27 protein-coding genes and 1 tRNA gene are annotated in these 22416 nt (G+C 58.1%); 8 read left to right on the forward strand and 20 right to left on the reverse strand.

Annotated elements, in window-relative coordinates; translation table 11 throughout:
• Nucleotides 1-101 (forward strand): transposase domain-containing protein (locus TU80_RS32055; protein WP_156422915.1); only part of this gene is annotated, 101 nt, incomplete at its 5' end.
• On the opposite strand, the gene TU80_RS25330 is transcribed toward TU80_RS32055, so the two are convergent.
• From TU80_RS25330 to thrS, 10 genes are all read right to left on the reverse strand, one after another.
• Nucleotides 75-1034 (reverse strand): DEAD/DEAH box helicase, encoded by a 960-nt coding sequence (locus TU80_RS25330; RefSeq protein WP_057005671.1) that lies wholly within the window; start codon nt 1032-1034, stop codon nt 75-77. The two genes, TU80_RS32055 and TU80_RS25330, sit on opposite strands and share 27 nt — an antisense overlap.
• A 650-nt stretch (nt 1035-1684) precedes the next feature.
• Nucleotides 1685-1761 (reverse strand) — tRNA-Pro (locus TU80_RS25335).
• A gap of 90 nt (nt 1762-1851) precedes the next feature.
• Nucleotides 1852-2208, reverse strand: coding sequence for a MerR family transcriptional regulator (locus tag TU80_RS25340; RefSeq protein WP_003174972.1), 357 nt, complete (start codon nt 2206-2208; stop codon nt 1852-1854).
• Nucleotides 2189-2491, reverse strand: a complete 303-nt coding sequence (ihfA, locus tag TU80_RS25345) for an integration host factor subunit alpha (protein ID WP_002553164.1) — start codon at nt 2489-2491, stop codon at nt 2189-2191. Before ihfA ends, TU80_RS25340 begins: the two co-directional genes overlap by 20 nt.
• A 3-nt stretch (nt 2492-2494) precedes the next feature.
• Nucleotides 2495-4873 (reverse strand): phenylalanine--tRNA ligase subunit beta, encoded by a 2379-nt coding sequence (pheT, locus tag TU80_RS25350; protein WP_017847665.1) that lies wholly within the window; start codon nt 4871-4873, stop codon nt 2495-2497.
• Nucleotides 4874-4899: 26 nt separating this feature from the next.
• Complete coding sequence (gene pheS / locus TU80_RS25355; protein ID WP_017847666.1) at nt 4900-5916, reverse strand: phenylalanine--tRNA ligase subunit alpha; 1017 nt, start codon at nt 5914-5916, stop codon at nt 4900-4902.
• A gap of 109 nt (nt 5917-6025) precedes the next feature.
• Nucleotides 6026-6382 (reverse strand): 50S ribosomal protein L20, encoded by a 357-nt coding sequence (gene rplT, locus TU80_RS25360; protein ID WP_002553161.1) that lies wholly within the window; start codon nt 6380-6382, stop codon nt 6026-6028.
• Between the two features lie 30 nt (nt 6383-6412).
• The gene (rpmI, locus tag TU80_RS25365) at nt 6413-6607 is read right to left on the reverse strand and encodes a 50S ribosomal protein L35 (RefSeq protein WP_002553160.1); all 195 of its coding nucleotides are present in this window, start codon (nt 6605-6607) and stop codon (nt 6413-6415) included.
• A 60-nt stretch (nt 6608-6667) separates the two neighbouring features.
• Nucleotides 6668-7219: a translation initiation factor IF-3 gene (infC, locus tag TU80_RS25370; protein WP_169850653.1), complete on the reverse strand. Its 552-nt coding sequence runs from the start codon at nt 7217-7219 to the stop codon at nt 6668-6670.
• Nucleotides 7219-9141, reverse strand: coding sequence for a threonine--tRNA ligase (gene thrS, locus TU80_RS25375; protein ID WP_017847667.1), 1923 nt, complete (start codon nt 9139-9141; stop codon nt 7219-7221). Before thrS ends, infC begins: the two co-directional genes overlap by 1 nt.
• Nucleotides 9142-9509: 368 nt before the next feature.
• On the opposite strand from thrS, the gene TU80_RS25380 reads away from it, so the two are divergent.
• Complete coding sequence (locus TU80_RS25380; protein ID WP_082107723.1) at nt 9510-9824, forward strand: hypothetical protein; 315 nt, start codon at nt 9510-9512, stop codon at nt 9822-9824.
• A gap of 289 nt (nt 9825-10113) precedes the next feature.
• Nucleotides 10114-10326 carry a cold-shock protein gene (locus TU80_RS25385; protein ID WP_003234260.1) on the forward strand — a complete coding sequence of 71 codons (213 nt, stop codon included), beginning with the start codon at nt 10114-10116 and terminating at the stop codon, nt 10324-10326.
• A gap of 72 nt (nt 10327-10398) precedes the next feature.
• On the opposite strand, the gene TU80_RS25390 is transcribed toward TU80_RS25385, so the two are convergent.
• Both TU80_RS25390 and TU80_RS25395 read right to left on the reverse strand, forming a co-directional pair.
• Nucleotides 10399-10719: an I78 family peptidase inhibitor gene (locus TU80_RS25390; RefSeq protein ID WP_017847669.1), complete on the reverse strand. Its 321-nt coding sequence runs from the start codon at nt 10717-10719 to the stop codon at nt 10399-10401.
• 144 nt (nt 10720-10863) lie between these two features.
• On the reverse strand, nt 10864-11172 hold the full coding sequence (locus TU80_RS25395) for a hypothetical protein (protein ID WP_026140116.1): 309 nt from the start codon (nt 11170-11172) through the stop codon (nt 10864-10866).
• Between the two features lie 171 nt (nt 11173-11343).
• On the opposite strand from TU80_RS25395, the gene TU80_RS25400 reads away from it, so the two are divergent.
• Nucleotides 11344-11556, forward strand: a complete 213-nt coding sequence (locus TU80_RS25400; RefSeq protein ID WP_017847671.1) for a hypothetical protein — start codon at nt 11344-11346, stop codon at nt 11554-11556.
• Nucleotides 11557-11589: 33 nt separating this feature from the next.
• Here the strand turns inward: TU80_RS25400 and TU80_RS25405 are convergent, their stop codons facing one another.
• Genes TU80_RS25405 through TU80_RS25435 form a run of 7 tightly spaced genes read right to left on the reverse strand, consistent with a single transcriptional unit; the run spans nt 11590 to nt 18557 of the window.
• Complete coding sequence (locus TU80_RS25405; protein WP_057005672.1) at nt 11590-12618, reverse strand: nucleoside hydrolase; 1029 nt, start codon at nt 12616-12618, stop codon at nt 11590-11592.
• Nucleotides 12619-12644: 26 nt separating this feature from the next.
• Nucleotides 12645-13049, reverse strand: coding sequence for a D-ribose pyranase (rbsD, locus tag TU80_RS25410; protein WP_057005673.1), 405 nt, complete (start codon nt 13047-13049; stop codon nt 12645-12647).
• On the reverse strand, nt 13046-13963 hold the full coding sequence (gene rbsK / locus TU80_RS25415) for a ribokinase (protein ID WP_057005674.1): 918 nt from the start codon (nt 13961-13963) through the stop codon (nt 13046-13048). The genes rbsD and rbsK overlap by 4 nt, the downstream gene beginning before the upstream one ends.
• A gap of 23 nt (nt 13964-13986) precedes the next feature.
• On the reverse strand, nt 13987-15009 hold the full coding sequence (locus TU80_RS25420; protein ID WP_057005675.1) for a LacI family DNA-binding transcriptional regulator: 1023 nt from the start codon (nt 15007-15009) through the stop codon (nt 13987-13989).
• Nucleotides 15010-15012: 3 nt separating this feature from the next.
• Nucleotides 15013-15990, reverse strand: coding sequence for an ABC transporter permease (locus TU80_RS25425; protein WP_046382649.1), 978 nt, complete (start codon nt 15988-15990; stop codon nt 15013-15015).
• The gene (locus TU80_RS25430) at nt 15987-17540 is read right to left on the reverse strand and encodes a sugar ABC transporter ATP-binding protein (RefSeq protein WP_057005676.1); all 1554 of its coding nucleotides are present in this window, start codon (nt 17538-17540) and stop codon (nt 15987-15989) included. The genes TU80_RS25425 and TU80_RS25430 overlap by 4 nt, the downstream gene beginning before the upstream one ends.
• A gap of 57 nt (nt 17541-17597) precedes the next feature.
• On the reverse strand, nt 17598-18557 hold the full coding sequence (locus TU80_RS25435) for a sugar ABC transporter substrate-binding protein (RefSeq protein WP_026140120.1): 960 nt from the start codon (nt 18555-18557) through the stop codon (nt 17598-17600).
• A 563-nt stretch (nt 18558-19120) separates the two neighbouring features.
• Between TU80_RS25435 and TU80_RS25440 the strand changes: the two genes are divergently transcribed.
• From TU80_RS25440 to TU80_RS25450, 3 genes are all read left to right on the forward strand, one after another.
• The gene (locus TU80_RS25440) at nt 19121-20209 is read left to right on the forward strand and encodes an asparaginase (protein ID WP_017847679.1); all 1089 of its coding nucleotides are present in this window, start codon (nt 19121-19123) and stop codon (nt 20207-20209) included.
• Between the two features lie 190 nt (nt 20210-20399).
• A complete protein-coding gene (locus tag TU80_RS25445; RefSeq protein WP_017847680.1) occupies nt 20400-20651 on the forward strand; it encodes a DUF1654 domain-containing protein in 252 nt (83 codons plus the stop codon).
• 4 nt (nt 20652-20655) lie between these two features.
• The gene (locus TU80_RS25450) at nt 20656-21348 is read left to right on the forward strand and encodes an endonuclease (protein ID WP_057005677.1); all 693 of its coding nucleotides are present in this window, start codon (nt 20656-20658) and stop codon (nt 21346-21348) included.
• A gap of 43 nt (nt 21349-21391) precedes the next feature.
• Here the strand turns inward: TU80_RS25450 and TU80_RS25455 are convergent, their stop codons facing one another.
• A complete protein-coding gene (locus TU80_RS25455; protein ID WP_026140121.1) occupies nt 21392-21772 on the reverse strand; it encodes a hypothetical protein in 381 nt (126 codons plus the stop codon).
• A gap of 247 nt (nt 21773-22019) precedes the next feature.
• Here TU80_RS25455 and csrA point away from each other — a divergent pair, with 247 nt between their 5' ends.
• Nucleotides 22020-22214 carry a carbon storage regulator CsrA gene (csrA, locus tag TU80_RS25460; RefSeq protein WP_003192511.1) on the forward strand — a complete coding sequence of 65 codons (195 nt, stop codon included), beginning with the start codon at nt 22020-22022 and terminating at the stop codon, nt 22212-22214.
• Nucleotides 22215-22416 lie beyond the last annotated feature (202 nt).

A 22416-nucleotide genomic window follows, 5' to 3' on the forward strand; every position in this document is an offset into this window, starting at 1 on the left:
TCGAACCCGCCGCTTGGCTCAAGGATACGCTGGAAAAACTACCCAGCTGGCCCAACAGCCGGATCGATGAGCTATTACCCCTCGCGCCTCAACCTGAGTAAAGGTGGGGCGGCTGGACGCTTACGCTTGACCCGATTCGGCACCTTGCTGTGGATGAGAATGGGTGAGAGGTCTTCATGCTTTTTGTAGAGTTCAAACAGGGCTTCAGCACGTTTTTGCGATCGTGCACGTACCATCAGTAGGTGGTTAAAGCCTTGCTCTCGATCGCCTCGCAACAACTCTACCGCCTTATCAGCAACCACTTGGTCAGCCAACTCGAGGTTGTATTCGCGCACTGGGTGAAATTCGATCGACTTGAAGTAGCCATCGATCTGCGCATCCTTCAACGGGTAGTTGTAGATAATTTTGCCTTCAAGAGGCTGGTTGTCCTCCCTGAAAGGCGTAGCAGTGAACTGCAGGCAGGGCTTTTCTTTGAACGCGGTCTTCACCCTGCCCCACGTCATGGCGGCCACATGATGCGTTTCATCGATGATCAGGTGGCTGCAGAGCTCAGCCAAGGCTTGGAGGGCCTCTGTGTCGAATCGCTGCAACGCTTGCGGGGTAGCGACAATTACATTCGCCTCGGCAAGTTGTTGTACATCTTCAGCCGACATTCCTGAGCCGATCGCTCTCACCACAGGGTTAAGTGCAGTGGCAGAAACAGCACCGATCTCCCGAAGTTTTTTCAGCCCGAGGCATTTTTCGACAAGTTGGGAGCGCAAGGCATCTGACGGGACTAGCACCAATGTCCTTGCCAACCGCCCTGCGATAAGCAAACCCAACATGGTATCAGTCTTGCCGGTACCCGTTGGCATCACGATCGTTGCGGTCGTGGCCGGAGACATCACTAAGTGGCCCAGTGAAGCGTAGAGGGCGGCAAGCTGAGGCTTACGCAAGCCTGGCGTATTGGTTTCCCGGATTGCCAAGTTGAAATTGAAGAGGTGTTGCTGCCAGCTTTGATAGACGTCTAAGTACTTCCCTGTAGCATCGGCCATTGCATTCACCAAATTGAATGTGAAAATCAGCGCTGATTAGTCAGTGGCCACATGCTATCAGTGAACATCATCTTAGGTGTACCCTGAAAAGCAGCGTTCAAACCCGCCACCCTCTCTGCCTTCATCAACCGAATATCGAGGCCAAATAGTCCAATCTGCGATGGAGGTACACCCAAAGCCATCCGAATCCGTCCTGGTCTCTGTCATAAATCGCCATTCGCGATCGCTCCCAACACCCGGTGCGAATGGGGGAAAAAATGGGGGCATAACTCGTTTTTTTTCCATCATCAGGAAGTTCATGCCGCCAAAAATACGAACTCCGCCGCTGGCACCATGTGATATCCGATGACTCTACCGGAGTCTGAGCGAATGCCCGACCCACCTCACCAGCAACAGAGAACTCCGCACTATTTATCGCCTTCGCCCGAAGCTTGCCTCGCAGACTCTCCAAATCGGCAACCCTTTAACAAGCAACTTCGCGCCTTCAGGCTCTTGCACTGATACGAGCTGCCTGGGGAAACGAGAGTCGAACGCCTCTCAAGTGGCATATCTACCGAGATCCAAGATATCCGTGGGAGTAAATGTGGGAGTATTTTTTGAGACATGAAAAAGCCCAACCTTTTCAGATTGGGCTAAGTCATTGAAATATATGGTCGGGACGGAGTGATTCGAACACTCGACCCCTAGCACCCCATGCTAGTGCGCTACCGGACTGCGCTACGCCCCGACTAGGCGTGTTACTGGGTTCGCTTCGCAATGAAGCGATCAGGAATATACCGCAAGCTTTTGAAATGTGGAAGTATTTTAAAAGCCTGAATCATTTTTTCAGAACCACCAGCACATCTTCGAGTTCGGAGATCATTTGGCGGATCAGTTGCTTGTATTGGGTGGTGTCGTCTTTGGCTTCATCACCGGACATGCGCTGGCGCGCGCCGCTGATGGTGAACCCCTGGTCGTACAGCAATGCACGGATCTGTCGGATCATCAGCACATCCTGGCGCTGATAATACCGACGGTTCCCGGTGCGTTTGACGGGGTTGAGTTGAGGAAACTCCTGCTCCCAATAGCGCAGCACATGCGGTTTTACCGCACAGAGCTCGCTGACTTCACCGATGGTGAAGTAGCGTTTGCCTGGGATGACGGGTAGCTCGTCGTTATGACTTGGTTCCAGCATAAGCCTCAACTCGGGCCTTCAACTTCTGCCCTGGACGAAAGGTGACCACACGGCGAGCCGTGATCGGGATTTCTTCTCCCGTTTTTGGATTGCGGCCAGGCCGCTGGCGTTTGTCTCGCAGGTCAAAATTGCCGAAACCGGACAATTTGACCTGTTCGTTGTCTTCCAGAGCGTGTCTGATTTCTTCAAAGAACAACTCGACCAATTCCTTGGCCTCGCGTTTGTTCAGACCCAACTCTTCGTACAGACGTTCCGCCATCTCAGCTTTCGTCAAAGCCCCCATACGTCACTTCCTTAACGTGGCGTTCAACCTTTGTTCGAGCGAGGTGAGGATATTTTGTGTCGTGGTATTCACCTCATCGTCATTAAGAGTGCGCGATGGATGCTGCCAGGTCAAGCCAACTGCAAGGCTTTTTCTATGCGGATCAATGCCTTTACCCTGATAGACGTCAAATAGCCTGAGGTCCGTCAGCCATTCGCCTGCATTTTCACGGATGACATCCAGAACGGCCGTGGCGGACACTTCACGATCGGCGATCAGCGCCAGGTCGCGACGCACTTCCGGGAAGCGCGACAGCTCGCTGAATTTCGGCATCTTGCCCAAAGCGACTTCGGCCAGGACCAGTTCAAAAACGAAGACCGGACGGTCGAGACCGAGGGTTTTCGACAGTTCCGGGTGAAGGGCACCGACGAAGCCCACCAGTCGACCTTCGCGCTCGATGCGCGCAGTCTGGCCCGGGTGCAACGCTGGGTGGCTGCCTGGCACGAACGAGAAGTCGTTCAGTGCTCCGGCAAACCCCAATACGGCTTCCACGTCCGCTTTAACGTCGAAGAAGTCCACTGCATCACGGCCTTGGGCCCAGCCTTCCGGCAAGCGGCTACCGCAAACAACACCGGCAAGCATCGGCTCTTGCTTCAAGCCATCCAGCTGGCCGACGAAACGCAGGCCGCTTTCGAACATACGCACGCGGTCTTGCTGGCGGTTCAGGTTGTGGGAAAGTGCCTTCACCAGGCCTGGCCACAACGACGAACGCATGGCGGCCATGTCGTTGGAGATCGGGTTGGCCAACAACAGCGGCTCGACGCCTGGGTTGAACAGTTCGAACTGCTTAGGATCGATGAAGCTGTAGGTCACCGCTTCCTGATAGCCACGGGCAACCAGCAGACGGCGCAGCTCAGGCAGGTGCGCGCGCGCTTCGGCCTTGGGTTGCGGCGCCAGGCGCGCTTGCGGGTAGCGAACCGGCAGACGGTTGTAGCCGTAGAGACGGGCCAGTTCTTCGATCAGGTCGACTTCGAGGCTGATATCGAAGCGATGGCTTGGCACCTCAACGCGCCACTGTCCGGCTTCACCGGCGGCAATGCCCAGGCCGAGGGCCGAAAGCAGACGCTCGATTTCCGCTGGCTCGATCACCAGGCCGAGCATTTGCTCAACGCTTTTGGCGCGCAGGGTGATCGGTGCAATCGACGGCAGGTATTGTTCGCTGACGGTTTCAGTGATCGGGCCCGCTTCGCCACCGGTGATTTCCAGCAGCAGGCCAGTGGCGCGCTCCATGGCTTCACGCGCCAGTTTCCAGTCCACGCCACGCTCGTAACGGTGCGACGCATCGGTGTGCAGGCCGTAGGAACGGGCCTTGCCGGCGATGGCGATCTGGTCGAAGAATGCGCTCTCAAGAAAGATGTCACGCGTGGTTGCGGACACACCGCTGTGTTCGCCACCCATCACACCGGCAATCGCCAGGGCGCGGGAATGGTCGGCGATCACCAGGGTGTCGGCACGCAGGCTGACTTCCTGGCCGTCGAGCAGAACCAGCTTCTCGCCTTCTTCCGCCATCCGCACACGGATGCCGCCATTGATTTCGGCGAGATCGAACGCGTGCAACGGCTGGCCGAGTTCAATCATCACATAGTTGGTGATATCGACGGCGGCGTCGATGCTGCGCACGTCAGCGCGACGCAGGCGCTCAACCATCCACAGCGGCGTTGGTTTGGACAGGTCGACGTTGCGGATCACACGCCCCAGGTAACGCGGGCACGCGTTGGGTGCCAGTACTTCGATCGAGCGCACTTCATCATGCACCGCAGCAACTGCGGCAACCACCGGCCGGGTGACGGGCGCGTCGTACAGCGCGCCTACTTCACGCGCCAGGCCCGCCAGGGACAGGCAGTCGCCGCGGTTCGGGGTCAGGTCGACCTCGATGCTGGCGTCTTCCAGTTCCAGGTAGACACGAATGTCCTGGCCCACGGGCGCGTCGGCCGGCAGCTCCATCAGGCCATCATTGCCCTCGCCCACCTGCAGTTCCGCCTGGGAGCACAGCATGCCGTTGGACTCAACGCCACGCAGCTTGGCTTTCTTGATCTTGAAGTCGCCCGGCAGTTCGGCGCCGATCATGGCGAACGGGATCTTCAGGCCCGGGCGCACGTTAGGCGCTCCGCACACGACCTGGAACGTCTGCGCGCCATTGCTGACCTGACACACACGCAATTTGTCGGCATCGGGGTGCTGCTCGGTGCTCAGCACCTCACCCACGACCACACCGCTGAATACGCCGGCGGCCGGAGTAACGCTATCGACCTCAAGACCGGCCATCGACAGACGAGCAACCAGCTCGTCGCGGCTTACCTGCGGGCTTACCCAGCCACGCAGCCATTGTTCACTGAATTTCATCCTGCTCTCCTAAAGATTCGTTACGACTAGCGAAATTGCGCGAGGAACCGCAAGTCGTTGTCGAAGAACAGACGCAAGTCGTTCACGCCGTAACGCAGCATGGCCAGACGCTCAACGCCCATGCCGAAGGCAAAGCCCGAGAACTCTTCCGGGTCGATCCCGGACATGCGCAGCACGTTGGGGTGAACCATGCCGCAGCCCATCACTTCCAGCCAGCCGGTCTGCTTGCAGACGCGGCAGCCTTTACCGCTGCACATCACGCATTCCATGTCGACTTCGGCGGAAGGCTCGGTGAACGGGAAGAACGATGGACGGAAACGCACCGCCAGCTCTTTCTCGAAGAACACCCGCAGGAACTCTTCGATGGTGCCTTTGAGGTCGGCGAAATTGATATCGCGATCGACCAGCAGGCCTTCGACCTGGTGGAACATCGGCGAGTGGGTAATATCGGAGTCGCTGCGGTACACACGGCCTGGGCAGACGATGCGGATCGGCGGCTTGTTCGCTTCCATGGTGCGGACCTGTACCGGCGAGGTATGGGTGCGCAACAACATGTTCGCGTTGAAATAGAAGGTGTCGTGCATCGACCGGGCCGGGTGATGGCCTGGGATGTTGAGCGCCTCGAAGTTGTGATAGTCGTCTTCGACCTCAGGGCCTTCGGCGATGCCGTAGCCGATATGGGTGAAGAACTGCTCGATACGTTCCAGAGTCCGGGTGATCGGATGCAGACCGCCCGAGGCCTGGCCACGGCCAGGCAAGGTTACGTCAATGGACTCGGCGGCGAGCTTGGCCGAAAGTTCGGCCTCCTCGAGCGACGCCTTGCGCGCATTGAGAACCTCTGTGACACGCTCCTTGGCGACGTTGATCAGCGCACCGACTTGCGGACGCTCTTCAGCCGGCAAATTTCCCAGGGTCTTCATCACCTGAGTCAATTCACCCTTTTTACCAAGGTAGTGAACCCGGATTTGCTCCAGGGCATTGATATCTTCAGCGCTTTGCACAGCCTCAAGAGCTTGAGCGACGAGCGCGTCCAGGTTTTCCATGTACAGACTCCAGATACAAAATAGGGGAAGAGCTTGAAGGCTCTTCCCCTATTTATGACGTTTAACACCTTGGGCCACAGGAGTAGCCCAGGGTGACTGTCGGGGGTACTTAAGCCAAGGTGGCTTTAGCTTTCTCGACAATCGCAGCAAACGCCGCTTTTTCGTTCACTGCCAGATCAGCCAGAACCTTACGGTCGATCTCGATGGACGCTTTTTTCAGGCCAGCGATGAAACGGCTGTAGGACAGACCGTTAACACGAGCACCAGCGTTGATACGAGCGATCCACAGAGCGCGGAACTGACGTTTTTTCTGACGACGGTCACGGTAGGCGTATTGGCCTGCCTTGATTACCGCTTGCTTGGCGACACGGAATACGCGTGAACGCGCGCCGTAGTAGCCTTTAGCAAGTTTCAGAATTTTTTTGTGACGTTTACGGGCAATGACGCCACGCTTTACACGAGCCATGAGTTACTTCCTCTATTCTTGATCCAAAAATTAACGAAGGCGCAGCATGCGCTCGACTTTTGCCACGTCAGACGGATGCAGCAAGCTGCTACCGCGCAGTTGACGCTTACGCTTGGTCGACATTTTGGTCAGGATGTGGCTCTTGAAAGCGTGCTTGTGCTTGATACCGTTAGCAGTTTTCAGAAACCGCTTAGCAGCACCACTTTTAGTCTTCATCTTTGGCATGTTCGGATACTCCGCATTCAGTTGATAAACATAATCAGAAGGCCTGCCGTGCCCTATTGATTACTTCTTCTTTTTCGGGGCGATGACCATGATCAGTTGGCGTCCTTCCATCTTAGGATGCTGTTCGACCGAACCGTACTCGAGCAGGTCAGCTTCAACCCGCTTGAGGAGTTCCATCCCCAGCTCCTGGTGGGCCATCTCACGGCCGCGGAATCGCAAGGATACCTTGGCCCTGTCCCCATCACTCAGGAAACGTACCAGGTTGCGCAGTTTTACCTGGTAATCCCCTTCCTCCGTCCCTGGACGAAACTTGATTTCTTTTACTTGAATCTGCTTCTGGTTCTTCTTCGCCGCAGCAATCTGCTTCTTCTTTTCGAAGATCGACTTGCCGTAGTCCATCACCCGGCAAACAGGTGGGACTGCGTCGGCGGAAATTTCCACCAGGTCCAGTTTGGACTCTTCAGCGATACGAAGCGCTTCATCAATCGAGACGATGCCAATCTGCTCGCCGTCAGCGCCAATTAACCGAACCTCGCGTGCCGAGATATTCTCGTTGATCGGGGCTTTCGGTGCAGCTCGTTTATCTTGTCTCATTTCACGCTTAATAATAATTACTCCGAATCTGGGCGACCACGCCGGGAAACCGCTTGCGCGAGGAACTCAGCGAACTGGGCGACGGGCATCGAGCCCAGGTCAGCACCTTCACGAGTACGCACAGCGACAGTCTGCATCTCGACTTCCCGATCTCCGATAACCAAAAGATAGGGAACCTTGAGCAAAGTATGCTCGCGGATTTTAAAGCCGATCTTTTCATTTCTCAAGTCGGACTTGGCACGAAATCCGCTTTCGTTGAGAGTTTTTTCAACTTCAGCAGCAAAATCGGCCTGTTTATCAGTGATATTCATGATCACTGCCTGGGTCGGAGCCAACCACGCGGGGAATGCGCCCTCGTAGTGCTCGATCAGGATACCGACGAACCGTTCGAACGAGCCGAGGATCGCCCGGTGCAGCATAACCGGGTGTTTACGGCTGTTGTCTTCGGAGACGTATTCGGCTCCCAGACGGATCGGCAGGTTAAAATCGAGCTGCAAAGTACCACATTGCCAGACACGACCAAGACAATCTTTCAGCGAAAACTCGATTTTCGGACCGTAGAAGGCGCCCTCACCCGGCTGCAGATCATACGCAAGGCCCGCGCTGTCTAGCGCAGCCGCCAGTGCGGCTTCGGCGCGATCCCACAATTCATCGGAACCGACGCGTTTTTCCGGACGAGTGGACAGCTTCATTTCGACTTCGGTAAAGCCGAAATCGCGATAAACGTCCATGGTCAGCTTGATGAACGCAGCGGATTCGGCCTGCATCTGCTCTTCGGTGCAGAAGATGTGGGCGTCGTCCTGAGTGAAGCCGCGCACGCGCATGATGCCGTGCAGCGCACCCGACGGCTCGTTACGGTGGCAGGCACCGAACTCGGCCAGGCGCATCGGCAACTCGCGGTAGCTCTTCAGGCCTTGGTTGAACACCTGCACGTGGCAAGGGCAGTTCATCGGCTTGATGGCGTAGTCGCGGTTTTCCGACTGGGTAGTGAACATGTTGTCGGCGTAGTTGGCCCAGTGCCCGGATTTCTCCCACAGGCTGCGGTCAACAACCTGAGGAGTCTTGATCTCCAGGTAGCCGTTTTCGCGCTGAACCTTGCGCATGTACTGCTCGAGCACCTGATACAGGGTCCAGCCGTTCGGGTGCCAGAACACCATGCCCGGCGCTTCTTCCTGGAGGTGGAACAGGTTCAGGCGCTTGCCGATCTTGCGGTGGTCGCGCTTCTCGGCTTCTTCGATGCGCTGGACGTAGGCGGCCAGCTGCTTCTTGTCAGCCCAGGCCGTGCCGTAGATCCGCTGCAGTTGCTCGTTCTTCGCGTCGCCGCGCCAGTAGGCACCGGACAGTTTGGTCAACTTGAACGATTTGAGGAAACGCGTGTTCGGCACGTGCGGGCCACGGCACATGTCGACGTATTCTTCGTGGTAGTACAGGCCCATGGCCTGCTCGTCCGGCATGTCTTCCACCAGACGCAGCTTGTAGTCTTCGCCACGGGCAGTGAACACGTCGATCACTTCGGCGCGCGGCGTGACTTTCTTGATCACGTCGTAATCTTTTTCGATCAGCGCGTGCATGCGCTGTTCGATTGCGGCCAGATCGTCCGGAGTAAAAGGACGCTCGTAGGCGATGTCGTAATAGAAGCCATCGTCGATGACCGGGCCGATCACCATTTTCGCCGTCGGGTACAGCTGCTTGACCGCGTGGCCAATCAGGTGTGCGCAAGAGTGGCGAATGATCTCCAGCCCCTCTTGATCCTTGGGCGTGATGATTTGCAGGCTGGCATCGGCGGTGATCAGGTCGCTGGCGTCAACCAGCTTGCCGTCGACCTTGCCGGCCACGGTGGCCTTGGCCAAGCCAGCACCAATGGATGCGGCGACCTCGGCTACGGAAACCGAATGATCGAATGAACGTTGACTGCCATCGGGAAGAGTAATAGTTGGCATGGCGCCTCCTCTCCTAGTGGTGACCCCTACCAAAGGTCACGTGGGTTGGGATGAGCCAGTACAAGATCCAATACCAGGCCGTTCAGTGATGAACGCCTGCCTTACAGCGGCAGGAGCCTTTCGGCCAACCGGTGATCGAACCAGAGTGACTGGAGTGGACGAAAAAGAAACATGGCAAGGCGGCATTTGGCGCGCCCGGAAATAGCCAAGCACACGATGCTAGCACAGATGAACGGTCATCGCGCCCACGGCGCCACAGCCAATAACAAATTCCCGCTTTTATAGCCGCAAAAGTGAACTTGAGCTGTACGTCCCCCGTCAAATCCGCCGAGAATCGCCATTCGTCCTCACGACTTTAGGAGCATTTAATGATGCGTTTTTCCTCGACCTTCGCGCTTGCAGCATCCCTTACCCTTCTCTCCCTCGGCGCACAGGCCGCCGCCCCTTCGAACTGGCCTGCGGGCGCCAGGGACGCATTCGTCAAAGACTGCAGCTCAGCCGCCAGCCAGAACGTGGACATCAAAACCGCCAAAGATCACTGCGAATGCGGCGCCGACAAGATCAATGCTGAATTGAGCACCGCGGAAATCAAGGAACTCATGACCAACCAGAACGCGAGCCAGGCGCTTAAAAACAAAGCAGTCTCGGCTATTTCGTCCTGCAAAGTCGTGAAGAAAAAGTAAGAATCGCTGCAATTCGGATGGCAGTTTTTCGGTAAAAGCCCTCTTAAAACTGCCATTTCGCACAAAATACGCAGCTTTTACGGCTTTTTTTACCAGCTGATATTTCGTGCGAAAGCCCCGTAGATCGGGGCTTTCAGCCAACCGAAGGACTAAACCCGGGGCTATTGATTAGCAAACAGTGCCTTGGGGGGGCTCCCAAGCCGAACATTTCGACTATGATAGCCCTGTGTGCCCAGTTGGCCTGAGCAGCACAGCACTACTGAAAATATATGTTTCTTGGAGATACACCATGTCTAATCGCCAAACCGGCACCGTTAAATGGTTCAACGATGAAAAAGGCTTCGGCTTCATCACTCCTCAAGGTGGCGGTGACGACCTGTTCGTACACTTCAAAGCTATCGAAAGCGACGGTTTCAAAAGCCTGAAAGAAGGCCAAACCGTTTCCTTCGTGGCTGAGAAAGGCCAAAAGGGTATGCAAGCTGCACAGGTTCGCGGCGAGTAATTCTCCGCTGAGCTAAAAAAACCCCGTCCATGTGACGGGGTTTTTTATGGGCGCTGCAAAAGCCTGTGGCTATCAGCCGCAATTGACCCGGGTGATCACCAGGTTGTCGTCGGTGTTGAGGTTAAGGCGGTCGGAGCGGTATTCCAGGGTGATCATATCGTTAGGCTTGAGAATTCGGGCGTTCTGCGCACCGGCACGGGTACGCGCTTGCTCCAGCAACTGGGGCGAGGCTTTCTGGCCGATCGTGAACTCGGCGGCCTTCGCCTCACAGCGGCTATGACCGGCATCGGTCACGGCGGCATCTTTGGCTGGCTCAGAGGTACCCGGGGTGCTGCAACCCGCCAACGCGAGTGCCGCCAACAAAGTACCGAATGATGCGAGCTTCCAAGGCATGAAGCCTCCTATGATAAAAAATGGACAGAGATCGTGCGACAGCGATCAGGCGGATTGGTTTCAAGACGTAAATCGCCTGCTGGCAAGTCTGCCTGACTCAGGGCAGGCATTCGCCCGATCAATCGTCACCAGATATGAACGAATTCAGTAAATGTCGATGTAGTCAAACGGTGGCTTAGGCCAGTTCTGTTTCAAGGCATTGAAAATCTGTGTGACCCAGACCTCATCGCTGGCGGCCACGTTTCCGACGTAACCGGAGCCCTTGGCCCAGGTTTCCAGGCGAAACAGCAACCCATCGATATCGACGCCGCCGACGGCCTTGCCGGAGGAGATGTAGGCAATACCTGCCCTGGTGACTCGCAATTGAGTGTGTTCATCGTCACTGGCACTGGCAAGCAGTTGGCGCACGGCGGCCAGTGTCAGGTTCTCGGGGTTGTTCAAGTCGATCTGCACGCGGTGTTCCCCGGTCATTAAAACAGGCTGACAGTGTCGCACACTGCTTGCCTCATTTCGAAATACCTCATGCGTAAGTAGCAGTGCCAAACGCCGTACAAAATGCTTAACTGCCGACGTAAGAACCGCGTTTCAGCGCATCACCCCGTACTTCCAGCTCGTGAGACACCCATGACCACCGTAACGCTCCAAGCCGACATCAAAGCCAAGTGGCCCCAAGGGCAGAGTTCCTACAGCCCCGGAAGCCCGGAAGAATTGGCGATCATCGGTATCGACCTGCTGGTCAAGGAGTTGGGCACCCAGGCCGCGCAAGCGTTCATTGGCCAGGTTTTCGAGAAATACCCGGCCGATCACATGGGCGCACACAACCCCGGGCGCGATTAAGCACCGGCCGGCGAGCGCCGACCGGCAATCACCTTACTTCAGGCGCGCCAGGCGCTCGGTCAACAGATCGAAAAAGCCCTGGGCGTCGCCATTCTCAACCCAGAACACATTCTTTTCCTGCTTCAGGCCGTCATACCAATCGACGATGGTCTGGCCAAAGGTCGGCCCTTCGCGGCTGTCCACCACCATATTGGCCTGACGCCCGCTGAACAACGAAGGCTTGAGCAGATACGCGATGACTGTGGCGTCATGCACCGGGCCGCCAGGAATGCCGTAGTGCTCCATATCGCCTTTGACGTATTCATTGAGAATATCGCCGACGACTTTGCTCGCGTTGTTGTTGATGTCGGCGATCTTCTTCAGGCGCGCTTCACTGGTCAGCACCTTGTGGGTCACGTCCAACGGCAGATAGGTCAGCTTGACGCCACTCTTGAGCACAATCTCGGCCGCGACCGGGTCGGCGAACAGGTTGAACTCGGCCACCGGCGTGATATTGCCGCCGTTGAAGTGCGCGCCGCCCATCACCACCACTTCCTTGATGCCCTGGGTGATCTCTGGCGCCTGGGTCAGCGCCAACGCCAGGTTGGTCTGCGGGCCAAGCATGGCGATGGTGATGCTGTGCGGCTTGGCGGTGCTCAGGGTCTTGATCAGGTAATCAACGGCATTGCCTTCGGCCAGGGCCTTTTTCGGCTCATGTACGGCGACACCGGAGATGCCTTCCTTGCCATGGATATTTTCGGCGTAGATCGGCGTGCGCAGCAGCGGTTTCGGCGCGCCCGCGTACACCGGGATGTCCTCTCGCCCTGCCCACTCACGAGCCAGGCGCGCGTTACGCGAGGTCTTGTCCAGGCGCACATTGCCGGCGACGGTGGTCAGCGCCCGAATGTTCAACTCCTCCGGGGAGGCCATGGCAAACAGCAAGGCCACTACATCGTCGGCACCTGGGTCGGTGTCGATGATCAGGTCGATTTTTTCCGCCGCTTGGGCGCTCACTGCGGTGAGTACGGACAAAAGCAAAACACTCCGGAACAGATTTCTCAGGGTTGGAAGATTACGCGGCATGAAACACTCCTTGTCGTTGGGGAACTCTAGAACGTGACGCCGGACACCAGTGCGATATTGCAATAAGGCTGGCACTCGCCCGTGCGGACAATGGCACGCGCGCTGCGGCTCAGTTGCTTGAATGCGTCATGACTGAGCAGACGCCGCTCGCCGAGCGCCGCCTGGTCGGTCAGGGCATTGAGCGCGCTGAGCGCCGGCGGTTGCTTGAGCAGGATTTCTTCGGCCAGCACGTGGCTTTCCACCTGCATTTCGCTGAGCACAATGCGCAAGGTGCTGATGAAGTCGGGAATGCCCTGGGTCAGGGCCAAGTCGATCAACTCGACGCCCGGCGGCACGGGCAGGCCCGCATCACCGATAACCAGGATGTCGCTATGCCCGAGGGAGGCGATCAGGCGTGACAGGGCGATATTGAGCAGCGGTGTCTTTTTCATGAGGGCACAAAACCTTGAACGTCGTGCAGCGTAGGAATAGAGGGTTGCGCGCCGGCGCGGGTGACTGACAGCGCGGCCGCCACCTGACCAAAACGAATCGCCTCGGCTTCGCTTTTGCCATGGGCCAGCGCTGCGGCAAAACCGCCGACGAACGTGTCGCCGGCAGCCGTGGTGTCCACCGCCTTGACGTTGGGCGCCGCCAGGTGCTCAACACGGTTGCCATCGCTGAACAGCGCGCCCTGAGCGCCGAGGGTGATGATCACTTTAGCGGCGCCGGCCTTGATCAACTGCGCCGCGGCGAGCTTGGCGCTGTCCAGGGAGTCCACCGTCACGCCGCTCAGGGCGGTGGCTTCGCTTTCGTTGGGGATCAGGTAATCGATCGAGGCATACCACTGCGCCGGCAAAGGACTGCTGGCCGGGGCCGGATTGAGGATCACCGTCTTGCCCAGTTCACGCCCGCGCTTGAGCGCATACCCGACGGTCTCCAGCGGCACTTCAAGCTGACAGACGATTACGTCGGCGGCCTGCAACACCGCATCAGCCGCCTGCAACGAAGCGGGCGTCAGCTCACCGTTACTGCCGGCAACGATCACGATCGCGTTCTGGCTGCTGTCGTCCACCACAATCAACGCCACACCGCTGGAACCGTCGACACGGCTCACAGCCTGGCAATCGATGCCTTCGACCAGCAACGCATCGCGCAATTGGACGCCGTAGGCGTCAGAGCCGACGCAGCCGATCATCGCCACCTCAGCCCCCAGCCGCGCCGATGCGACGGCCTGGTTCGCGCCCTTGCCACCGGGGACGGTGGAAAACGATTGGCCGATCAGGGTTTCACCGGCGCGCGGCAACCGGCTGGCGCGGGTGACCAGGTCCATGTTCAAGCTGCCTACTACCACTACTTTTGCTGGCATACATCAGTACTCATCAATTCGGTTCAGCGGTATTGGGCGAACACACCGGCAAGTGGCGCCGTCGACTCACGCAAGACAATACTCGGCGTCACGATGCGTTGATCGATCGGCAGTTGGGGGGTCGCAATTCGTCGCAGTAACAACTCGGCCGCCGTCTCGCCCAATTGCACGATCGACTGCCCGACCGTGGTCAGCGCCGGGTACACGTAGCGGCTCATTTGGATGTCATCGAAGCCGATCACCGACAATTCGCTCGGCACGCGGATGTTGCGCTCGGCTGCCGCACGCAACACGCCGAAACCGATCATGTCGTTACTGGCGAAAATCGCGCTCGGCGGGTTTTCCGACAGCAACTTCACTGCCGCGGCATAACCGCCGGTGCTGGTGAAGTCGCTTTCCAGGGTGCGATTGGCGGCAACGTCGATACCCGCCTCGCGCAAAGCGCGGTGATACCCCGCCAGACGCATTTGTGCCACACGGGTATGGCCAGGGCCGCCGATGCAGGCGATGTCCCGATGGCCCAGTTCAAGTAAATGCCGGGTCGCCAGGTAGGCGCCCTGCTCGTGATCTATACGCACCAGGTCGACATCAATACCGTCCAACGCCCGGTCGACAATCACCATGGGCGTGCGGACCGCGCTCAAGCCCGCGGCCAGGCCGCTGTCGTCGCCGCCCACCGAGGTCACGATCAAGCCATCGACGCGCTTCTCCAGCAACACTCGCAAATAGCTGCGTTGCTTTTCGGCGTTGTCGTCGGAGTTGCAGAGGATCACGCAATAGCCATTACGCTCGCAGTAATCCTCGATCCCCCGGGCCAGCTCGGCGAAATACGGGTTGAGGCTGTTGGGCACAAGCAGGCCGATGGTGGCGGTGGTCTTGGCCTTGAGCGAACGCGCCACGGCGCTGGGCACATAGTCCAGTTGCTTGATCGCCGCTTCCACCTTGAGGCGCACCGGCTCGCTGACCGGGCGCGTCTTGTTCACCACATGCGACACGGTGGTGTAGGAAATACCTGCAAGTGCTGCCACATCCTTAATCGTCGCCATGGTTCAGCCCCGCCGACTGGCGCGTTGACTGCGGTAGGTATCGAGGACCACGGCAATCACAATCACGGCCCCGGTGATGATGCGCTTGGTGGGTTCGGTGGCACCGATCTGCGCCAGGCCAGCCGCCAATACCGAAATAATCAACACACCGAAGAACGTACTGATCACCGAGCCGCGCCCGCCCATCAGGCTGGTGCCGCCGATCACCACGGCCGCGATCACTTGCAGTTCCAGGCCGGACCCGGCGTTCGGGTCCGCCGCCTCCAGGCGCGAGATCTGGAACAGCGCCGCAACACCCGCCAGCAGGCCCATCAGGCTGAACACCAGGATCTTGTAAGGTTTGGGATTGATCCCAGCCAGACGCACGGCTTCTTCATTGGTACCGATACCGATCAAGTAACGGCCGAATACCGTGCGAGTCAACACCAGTTGGGCGACGACGATCACCAGCAAAGCGATGATGAACGAAGGCGAAATCCCGAAGGCGATCGGATTGGACAGCCAGGCAAAGGAGTCACCGATATAAGCCGTGCGCGAGCCGGTCATCTGGTACGCCACGCCGCGTGCCATTTCCAGTACGCCAAGGGACACGATAAACGACGGAATCCGCCAGGCCACGGTGATCGAGCCGGTGATGGTGCCGGCCAGCGCGGCGCAGCCCATGCCGAGCACGGCGGCCGGCAACACGCTCCAACCCCAGCCGAGAATCGCCACGCTGACCGCCGACGCCGCCAGGGCCAGCACCGAGCCCACCGACAGGTCGATACCGCCGATGATCAGGATGAAGGTCATGCCCACCGCCAGCACCATCAGGTCCGGGATCTGGTTGGCCAGGGTGCTGAAGGTGTCGTAGGACAAGAAGTGATCGCTGAGCACCGAAAACAGCGCAATCATCGCCAGCAACGCACCCGCCAGCCCCAGGTAGGTGCCCAGGCCGTAAAAATTGCCGCCCGCTTTACCGGGGGAAGTTGTTGTTTTCATTGGGCATTCCTAAGCACTGTATCGTTGAGCAGCGCGTCACGTTTCTGATAGCCGGCGAAGGCGGCGGCAAGCAATTCATCCTGGGTCCAGCGGTCGCGCTCGAAGGTCTCGATCAACCGCCCGGCAGACAGCACGCCGATGCGGTCACAGATCAACATCAGCTCGCGCAGGTCGCTGGACACCACCACCAGCGCTTTGCCCTGGCGGGTCAACTCGCCGAGCAAGGCGTAAATGTCGAACTTGGCCCCCACGTCGATGCCACGGGTCGGCTCATCGAACAGCATCACCGAGCAGTCGCGCTCCAGCCAGCGGCCAATCACGACTTTCTGCTGATTACCGCCGGACAATTCGGACACCAACTGCGCCGGACTGGAACTGCGGATACGCATGGCATCGATCTGACGCTTGGCCAGGGCGGTTTCGTCGCGACTATTTACCACACCGCCGCCGGAAATTTCCGGCATGTTGCCCAAGGCGATATTCGCGCTGATGGATTGCGTCAGCAGCAGGCCTTCGCCCTTGCGGTCTTCGGTGATCAGGGCGATGCCGTGGCCCACTGCGTCGACCGGCGAGCGAATGCTCACCACTTGGGCCGGCGACCCCAGGGCAATGGTGCCGCTGTCGGCCAGGTCGGCACCGAAGATCAGGCGCAGCAATTCCGTGCGGCCGGCGCCGATCAGGCCGGAGATGCCATAGATCTCGCCGGCACGCACTTCAAAGGAGACGTCGCGGACCTTGTCCGCACGGGTCAGCCCTTTCACCGTCAAGGCCGGGCCGCCGATGGTACGGGGCCCCAGGTCAATGTGCTCGCCCAGCTCGCGGCCGACCATCAAGGTCACCAGTTGCTCGCTGTTGTAATTGGCCATCGGCTCGACGCAGACCAGTTTGCCGTCACGCAGTACTGCAATGCGTTGGGCGACACGGGCCAACTCTTCGAGCCGGTGTGAAATATAAATGATCGCCACGCCCCGGGCCTGCAGGCGGGTGATTTGCTCAAACAGCATCTCGACTTCACGGGCGGTCAACATAGCCGTGGGCTCGTCGAGAATCAGCACATGGCAGTCGCCGATCAGGTTGCGGGCGATCTCGACCATTTGCTGATGGCCGATACCCAGGCTGCCGACCAGGGTGTCCGGGTCAATCGCATCCAGGCCGACCTGCGCCATCGCTTCGATCGCCGCGCTACGCAGCTGCTTGCGGCTGATCCAGCCACAGTGGCTGGGCAAGTTGTCCAGGAACAGGTTTTCGGCCACGGTCAGCGTCGGCAGCAGGTTGAGTTCCTGCATGACCATCCGCACGCCCAGCTCTTCGGCCTGGGTGCGACTGCCGGGGCGGTAGTCCTGACCGTTGAATTGCATGTGCCCGGCGGTCGGTGTGACCAGCCCGCCGATAATCTTCGACAAGGTACTTTTGCCTGCGCCGTTTTCACCGGTCAGCGCCAGCACTTCCCCGCGATTGAGCGTCAAGGTGATGTCGGACAGAACCGGCTGGGCATAGGTCTTACCGATACCGCTGACCGAGAGGACAGCGTTCGGGGCGGAAGATGACATAGGAAAATCTCCAGGCGTCCGCTCAGGGTGAGCGGACGCTGTTGGGTGCAGCCGGGATTACTTCTTGAGGACGAGTTCGACCGGGGTTTCGATCACGCCGTCTTGAGCGTCGACCTTCTCACCCTTGACCAGCTTGAGCGCGTTCTGGATACCGAACACGGCCTGCTGTGCGGCGGCCTGGTCGGCGGTCGCCAGGACACGGCCGTCCTGCAGCATCGGCTTGATCGCGGCGATGTTGTCGTAGCCTACGACCAGAACCTTGCCGGCTTTGCCTGCCGCACGCACGGCCGAGACGGCGCCCAGGGCCATGTTGTCGTTACCGGCCAACAGCGCCTTGAGGTCGGGGTATTCGCTCAGCATCGCAGAGGCGACCTTCTGGCCCTGGTCGATTTCCCAGTTGCCCGATTGGGTGGAGACGATCTTCATGCCGGCCGCGTCCATCGCATCCTTGTAGCCTGCGGTGCGCTGCTGCGCGTTGGTAGTGGTCGGTACGCCTTCGATGATGCCGACCTTGTCACCCGCGGCCAGTTGCTTGGCCAGGTAATCACCCACCAGCTTGGAGCCTTTGCGGTTGTCCGGGCCGACGAAGGGAATATCGAGGTTTTTGCTTTTCAGCACGCCCGGGTCCAGGCGGTTATCGATGTTGACGACCTTGATGCCGGCATCGGAGGCTTTTTTCAGCACGGTGACCAGTGCCTTGGAGTCAGCCGGTGCGATGACGATGGCGTTCACTTTGGCGAGGATCATCTGGTTGACGATATCGATCTGCGCGCTGGTATCGGTTTCGTTCTTGATACCGTTGGTGATCATGTCGAAATCAGCGGCGTGGGACTTCTGGTAGTCCTTCGCGCCCTCTTGCATGGTGACGAAGAATTCATTGGCAAGGGATTTCATCACCAGGCCGACCTTGGGTTTGGCGGCGGTGTCGGCGGCGAATGCAGAAGAGAGAGGCAGAGCAGCAGATGCGGCGGCAAGCACAGCGACAGCAAGAAGACGTCCAGCGAATGGCAGCTTCATGGGTTCACTCCGATCTTATGATTATTGGGAGCAACGCTTGCACCGAAGAACACTTCGGCAGCCCACCCACCCGGGCGACTGATACGAGCTTTCAAGACGTTCAGGGCGTACCCGCGAAACATCTCGCAAACGTTTGCGTTAAACAAACTATGAGAACCTTGCCAGGATTTGTCAACGGAAGAAAACCGCCCTCCACCCAAGCCCTCTAGCGCCTGCGTTCCAGCCTGTCTCGCGGGGTTATTAAACATCACCGTCGCCGGATCGTTCTCTAAAACGACAGGCAGTGCCGCCGATGTCATACGCCTCCGGCGACTATCCCGTCATTATCTTCGGACAACCGAACGCAACACCCACGCTTTGTTCGGAAAGCCGGACAAGTGCATGGACAAACCTTCTTAAAGATAAATTTAATTTGTTTTAAATCAATACTTTAGATAATAAACACAGAGGCGTTCAGGCTGGTACAAATCCTGCTCCCTTCCTGCACCTCGAGGCGTTCAGAACCGCCCGAGCGCTCTAGATGAACTTGCTACCGCACTCATCAAAAACCAGAGAGAAAAATAATGAAATCTGCACTGAAGACCTTTGTTCCGGGCGCACTCGCCCTCCTGCTGCTGTTCCCCGTTGCCGCTCAGGCAAAAGAAGTCGAAACCAAAGCCAAACTCTCCAACGTGGTGATCCTCGCCACCGGCGGCACCATTGCCGGCGCCGGCGCCAGCACCGCTAACAGCGCCACCTACCAGGCAGCCAAAGTCGGCATCGAGCAATTGATCGCCGGTGTTCCCGAGCTTAGCCAGATCGCCAATGTGCGCGGCGAGCAAGTCATGCAAATTGCCTCCGAAAGCATCAATAACGAAAACCTGCTGCAATTGGGTCGCCGCGTCGCCGAACTGGCTGACAGCAAGGACGTCGACGGCATCGTGATCACCCACGGCACCGATACCCTGGAAGAAACCGCTTACTTCCTGAACCTGGTGGAAAAAACCGACAAACCCATCATTGTTGTCGGCTCGATGCGCCCAGGTACCGCCATGTCGGCAGACGGCATGCTCAACCTGTACAACGCCGTCGCCGTCGCCGGCAGCAAGGATGCCCGCGGCAAGGGCGTGCTGGTGACCATGAACGACGAGATCCAGTCGGGTCGCGACGTGAGCAAGATGGTCAACATCAAGACCGAAGCGTTCAAGAGCCCATGGGGCCCGTTGGGCATGGTGGTTGAAGGCAAATCCTACTGGTTCCGCCTGCCGGCCAAGCGTCACACCATGGACTCCGAGTTCGACATCAAGACCATCAAGAGCCTGCCCGACGTCGAAATTGCCTACGGCTACGGCAACGTAAGCGACACTGCCGCCAAAGCCCTGGCCCAGGCCGGCGCCAAAGCCATCATCTTTGCAGGCACCGGCAACGGTTCGGTGTCCTCCAAGGTCGTCCCGGCCCTGCAGGAACTGCGCAAGCAAGGCGTGCAGATCATTCGCTCGTCCCACGTGAATGCCGGCGGTTTCGTGCTGCGCAACGCCGAACAGCCTGACGACAAGTACGACTGGGTGGCTGCCCACGACCTGAACCCACAGAAAGCGCGGATTCTGGCAATGGTTGGCCTGACCAAGACCCAGGACAGCAAAGAGCTGCAACGGATGTTCTGGGAATACTGATTCCTGGTAACACCTGTGCAGGGGCGGATTCGCCCGCCCCTGCTTCCCCGCAAAACCCTCGCTACATATCTCCCCGCCCTACATCAATTCGCTTGAATCACTGTCAGACGAGCTTGTTGAATTTTAAGCAGTTGCGAAATCGCCTACAGTTAAATACTGTATGCACGTACAGCTTACTAAGGAATACTCCGTGGCAAAGTCCTCTTCCGCAGCGCCAACCCCGCCTGATGCTTACGAACGCCTGGCCCTTCGTGTGCAAAAGATCATCAATTCGACCAACGCCCAGAAAGCCAAGGCAGCCTTGATCTTCCGCCTGCCGGATGAACCGGAGGACGAATGGCAACGTCTGCTGGAGGAAATTGCGGAGAACGACAACGTCACACTCGCCTACCGGGACGACGGTGGCGTGCAGATTTTCTGGGTTGTGCCGAAGGAAGATTGATTCAATGAGTGTCCGTTTTACTGCTGTGTTTTTGTGCCTGTTTTTTGCCATCGCCGCCCACGCCCAAGCGCCCCGAACGTTCAGCGAAGCCAAGAAAATCGCCTGGAAGCTCTACGCACCACAATCCACCGAGTTCTATTGCGGCTGCAAATACACGGGCAACCGCGTAGACCTGAAAGCCTGCGGCTACATCCCACGCAAAAACGCCAGCCGCGCCGCGCGCATCGAGTGGGAACATATCGTGCCGGCCTGGCAGATCGGGCATCAGCGCCAGTGCTGGCAGAATGGCGGGCGCAAGAACTGTACGCGGTATGACGACGTGTTCAAACGCGCCGAAGCCGACCTGCACAACCTCGTGCCGAGCATCGGCGAGGTCAATGGCGACCGGAACAACTTCAGTTTTGGCTGGCTGCCGGTGCAAAGCGGGCAGTACGGTTCATGCCTGACCCAGGTCGACTTCAAGGCCAAGAAGGTCATGCCGCGTCCGTCCATTCGCGGGATGATCGCACGGACGTATTTTTACATGAGTAAACAATACGGCTTGCGCCTGTCGAAACAGGATCGCCAACTGTACGAAGCCTGGAACAAGACCTATCCGGTGCAGACCTGGGAGCGCCAACGCAATCAGACGGTAGCCTGCGTGATGGGGCGCGGCAACGAGTTCGTCGGCCCGGTGAATCTGAAAGCCTGCAACTGAAACCGAGCGGGAAAAATCGGTATTTTTCCGCCCAATCGGCCGGTTACTGCGCGACCTTGTGTTCGATGATCTGCGACTCGGTGTCGTTTTTCTTGGCACGGGCAAGTTTTTCCGTCAGCAAGGCCTGTTTGGCTTCAGCCTCGGCCCTGGTTTGGAATGGCCCCAACAGCACCACATCCTTGCCGTCTTCCTTCACGATATAAAAATTGAAACCATGCTCCAGCAACCAGGCGGTCAGGTCGGTGATCGCCTGCAGCTTGTGATCCGGCGGACCCACGCGCAGGTCCCACTCCTGAGCGGCAATCGCACCGGTTTGCGGCTGGCTTTCAGTCACGGCGGGCTTGGCCCTGGGCTCTTCGACACGCTTGCCTTCACCGCAACCGGCCAATGCCAACACCGCCATTGCCATCGCTACTTTACGCACTGCCCTGCTCCTTTAAGGATAAAGAGGCAACTTTATCATCCACTGTCTATTCTGGCCGTCATAAACGTTGGGTTAAACAATGCGAATCATGTATCGCAGACCTGTATGATGACGCCATGGGAATTAATGTCGCCTCTATGCGTCCTAAAAGAGGCAGTCACAGGGAAGCGCTTAGCAGTAAGCTACACACATCCGACACCTGCCCTGTCTGAAACATGTGTCCTTAAAAGTAATCAAGGAGAAGTCCATGCTGATACTCACCCGTAAAGTTGGTGAAAGCATAAACATCGGTGATGACATTACGATCACCATCCTGGGCGTCAGCGGCCAGCAAGTACGAATCGGCATCAATGCACCGAAGGATGTTGCCGTGCATCGCGAGGAAATCTACCAGCGCATCCAGGCCGGCCTGACGGCGCCGGACAAAAACCAGACGCCTTGAAGCGCCTTCAGTAGCCAGCCTTTTCGTTCACGGTCACGGCTGGCGAAAACCCTATTGGCCTGCTCGCGTTCTTTTCGCGTTCAGCGTATCCGGTCCCTTCATCGTCGCTAAAAAGATGAAACTGTCATTACGCCCGGAACTTGTTACATGATTTGCAGCCGAACCTCGTGAGAACCTCTTCCGCCATACGAGTGCACTCAGG

The sequence above is a fragment of the Pseudomonas veronii genome (assembly GCF_001439695.1).
Classification (GTDB): Bacteria; Pseudomonadota; Gammaproteobacteria; order Pseudomonadales; family Pseudomonadaceae; genus Aquipseudomonas; species Aquipseudomonas veronii.

Coding starts and splice junctions, on each gene's coding strand:
- TU80_RS25330 (WP_057005671.1), bottom strand. CDS start 1,034: ATGGCCGATGCTACAGGGAAGTACTTAGACGTCTATCAAAGCTGGCAG.
- TU80_RS25340 (WP_003174972.1), bottom strand. CDS start 2,208: ATGCTGGAACCAAGTCATAACGACGAGCTACCCGTCATCCCAGGCAAA.
- ihfA (WP_002553164.1), bottom strand. CDS start 2,491: ATGGGGGCTTTGACGAAAGCTGAGATGGCGGAACGTCTGTACGAAGAG.
- pheT (WP_017847665.1), bottom strand. CDS start 4,873: ATGAAATTCAGTGAACAATGGCTGCGTGGCTGGGTAAGCCCGCAGGTA.
- pheS (WP_017847666.1), bottom strand. CDS start 5,916: ATGGAAAACCTGGACGCGCTCGTCGCTCAAGCTCTTGAGGCTGTGCAA.
- rplT (WP_002553161.1), bottom strand. CDS start 6,382: ATGGCTCGTGTAAAGCGTGGCGTCATTGCCCGTAAACGTCACAAAAAA.
- rpmI (WP_002553160.1), bottom strand. CDS start 6,607: ATGCCAAAGATGAAGACTAAAAGTGGTGCTGCTAAGCGGTTTCTGAAA.
- thrS (WP_017847667.1), bottom strand. CDS start 9,141: ATGCCAACTATTACTCTTCCCGATGGCAGTCAACGTTCATTCGATCAT.
- TU80_RS25380 (WP_082107723.1), top strand. CDS start 9,510: ATGATGCGTTTTTCCTCGACCTTCGCGCTTGCAGCATCCCTTACCCTT.
- TU80_RS25385 (WP_003234260.1), top strand. CDS start 10,114: ATGTCTAATCGCCAAACCGGCACCGTTAAATGGTTCAACGATGAAAAA.
- TU80_RS25390 (WP_017847669.1), bottom strand. CDS start 10,719: ATGCCTTGGAAGCTCGCATCATTCGGTACTTTGTTGGCGGCACTCGCG.
- TU80_RS25400 (WP_017847671.1), top strand. CDS start 11,344: ATGACCACCGTAACGCTCCAAGCCGACATCAAAGCCAAGTGGCCCCAA.
- TU80_RS25405 (WP_057005672.1), bottom strand. CDS start 12,618: ATGCCGCGTAATCTTCCAACCCTGAGAAATCTGTTCCGGAGTGTTTTG.
- rbsD (WP_057005673.1), bottom strand. CDS start 13,049: ATGAAAAAGACACCGCTGCTCAATATCGCCCTGTCACGCCTGATCGCC.
- rbsK (WP_057005674.1), bottom strand. CDS start 13,963: ATGCCAGCAAAAGTAGTGGTAGTAGGCAGCTTGAACATGGACCTGGTC.
- TU80_RS25420 (WP_057005675.1), bottom strand. CDS start 15,009: ATGGCGACGATTAAGGATGTGGCAGCACTTGCAGGTATTTCCTACACC.
- TU80_RS25425 (WP_046382649.1), bottom strand. CDS start 15,990: ATGAAAACAACAACTTCCCCCGGTAAAGCGGGCGGCAATTTTTACGGC.
- TU80_RS25430 (WP_057005676.1), bottom strand. CDS start 17,540: ATGTCATCTTCCGCCCCGAACGCTGTCCTCTCGGTCAGCGGTATCGGT.
- TU80_RS25435 (WP_026140120.1), bottom strand. CDS start 18,557: ATGAAGCTGCCATTCGCTGGACGTCTTCTTGCTGTCGCTGTGCTTGCC.
- TU80_RS25440 (WP_017847679.1), top strand. CDS start 19,121: ATGAAATCTGCACTGAAGACCTTTGTTCCGGGCGCACTCGCCCTCCTG.
- TU80_RS25450 (WP_057005677.1), top strand. CDS start 20,656: ATGAGTGTCCGTTTTACTGCTGTGTTTTTGTGCCTGTTTTTTGCCATC.
- csrA (WP_003192511.1), top strand. CDS start 22,020: ATGCTGATACTCACCCGTAAAGTTGGTGAAAGCATAAACATCGGTGAT.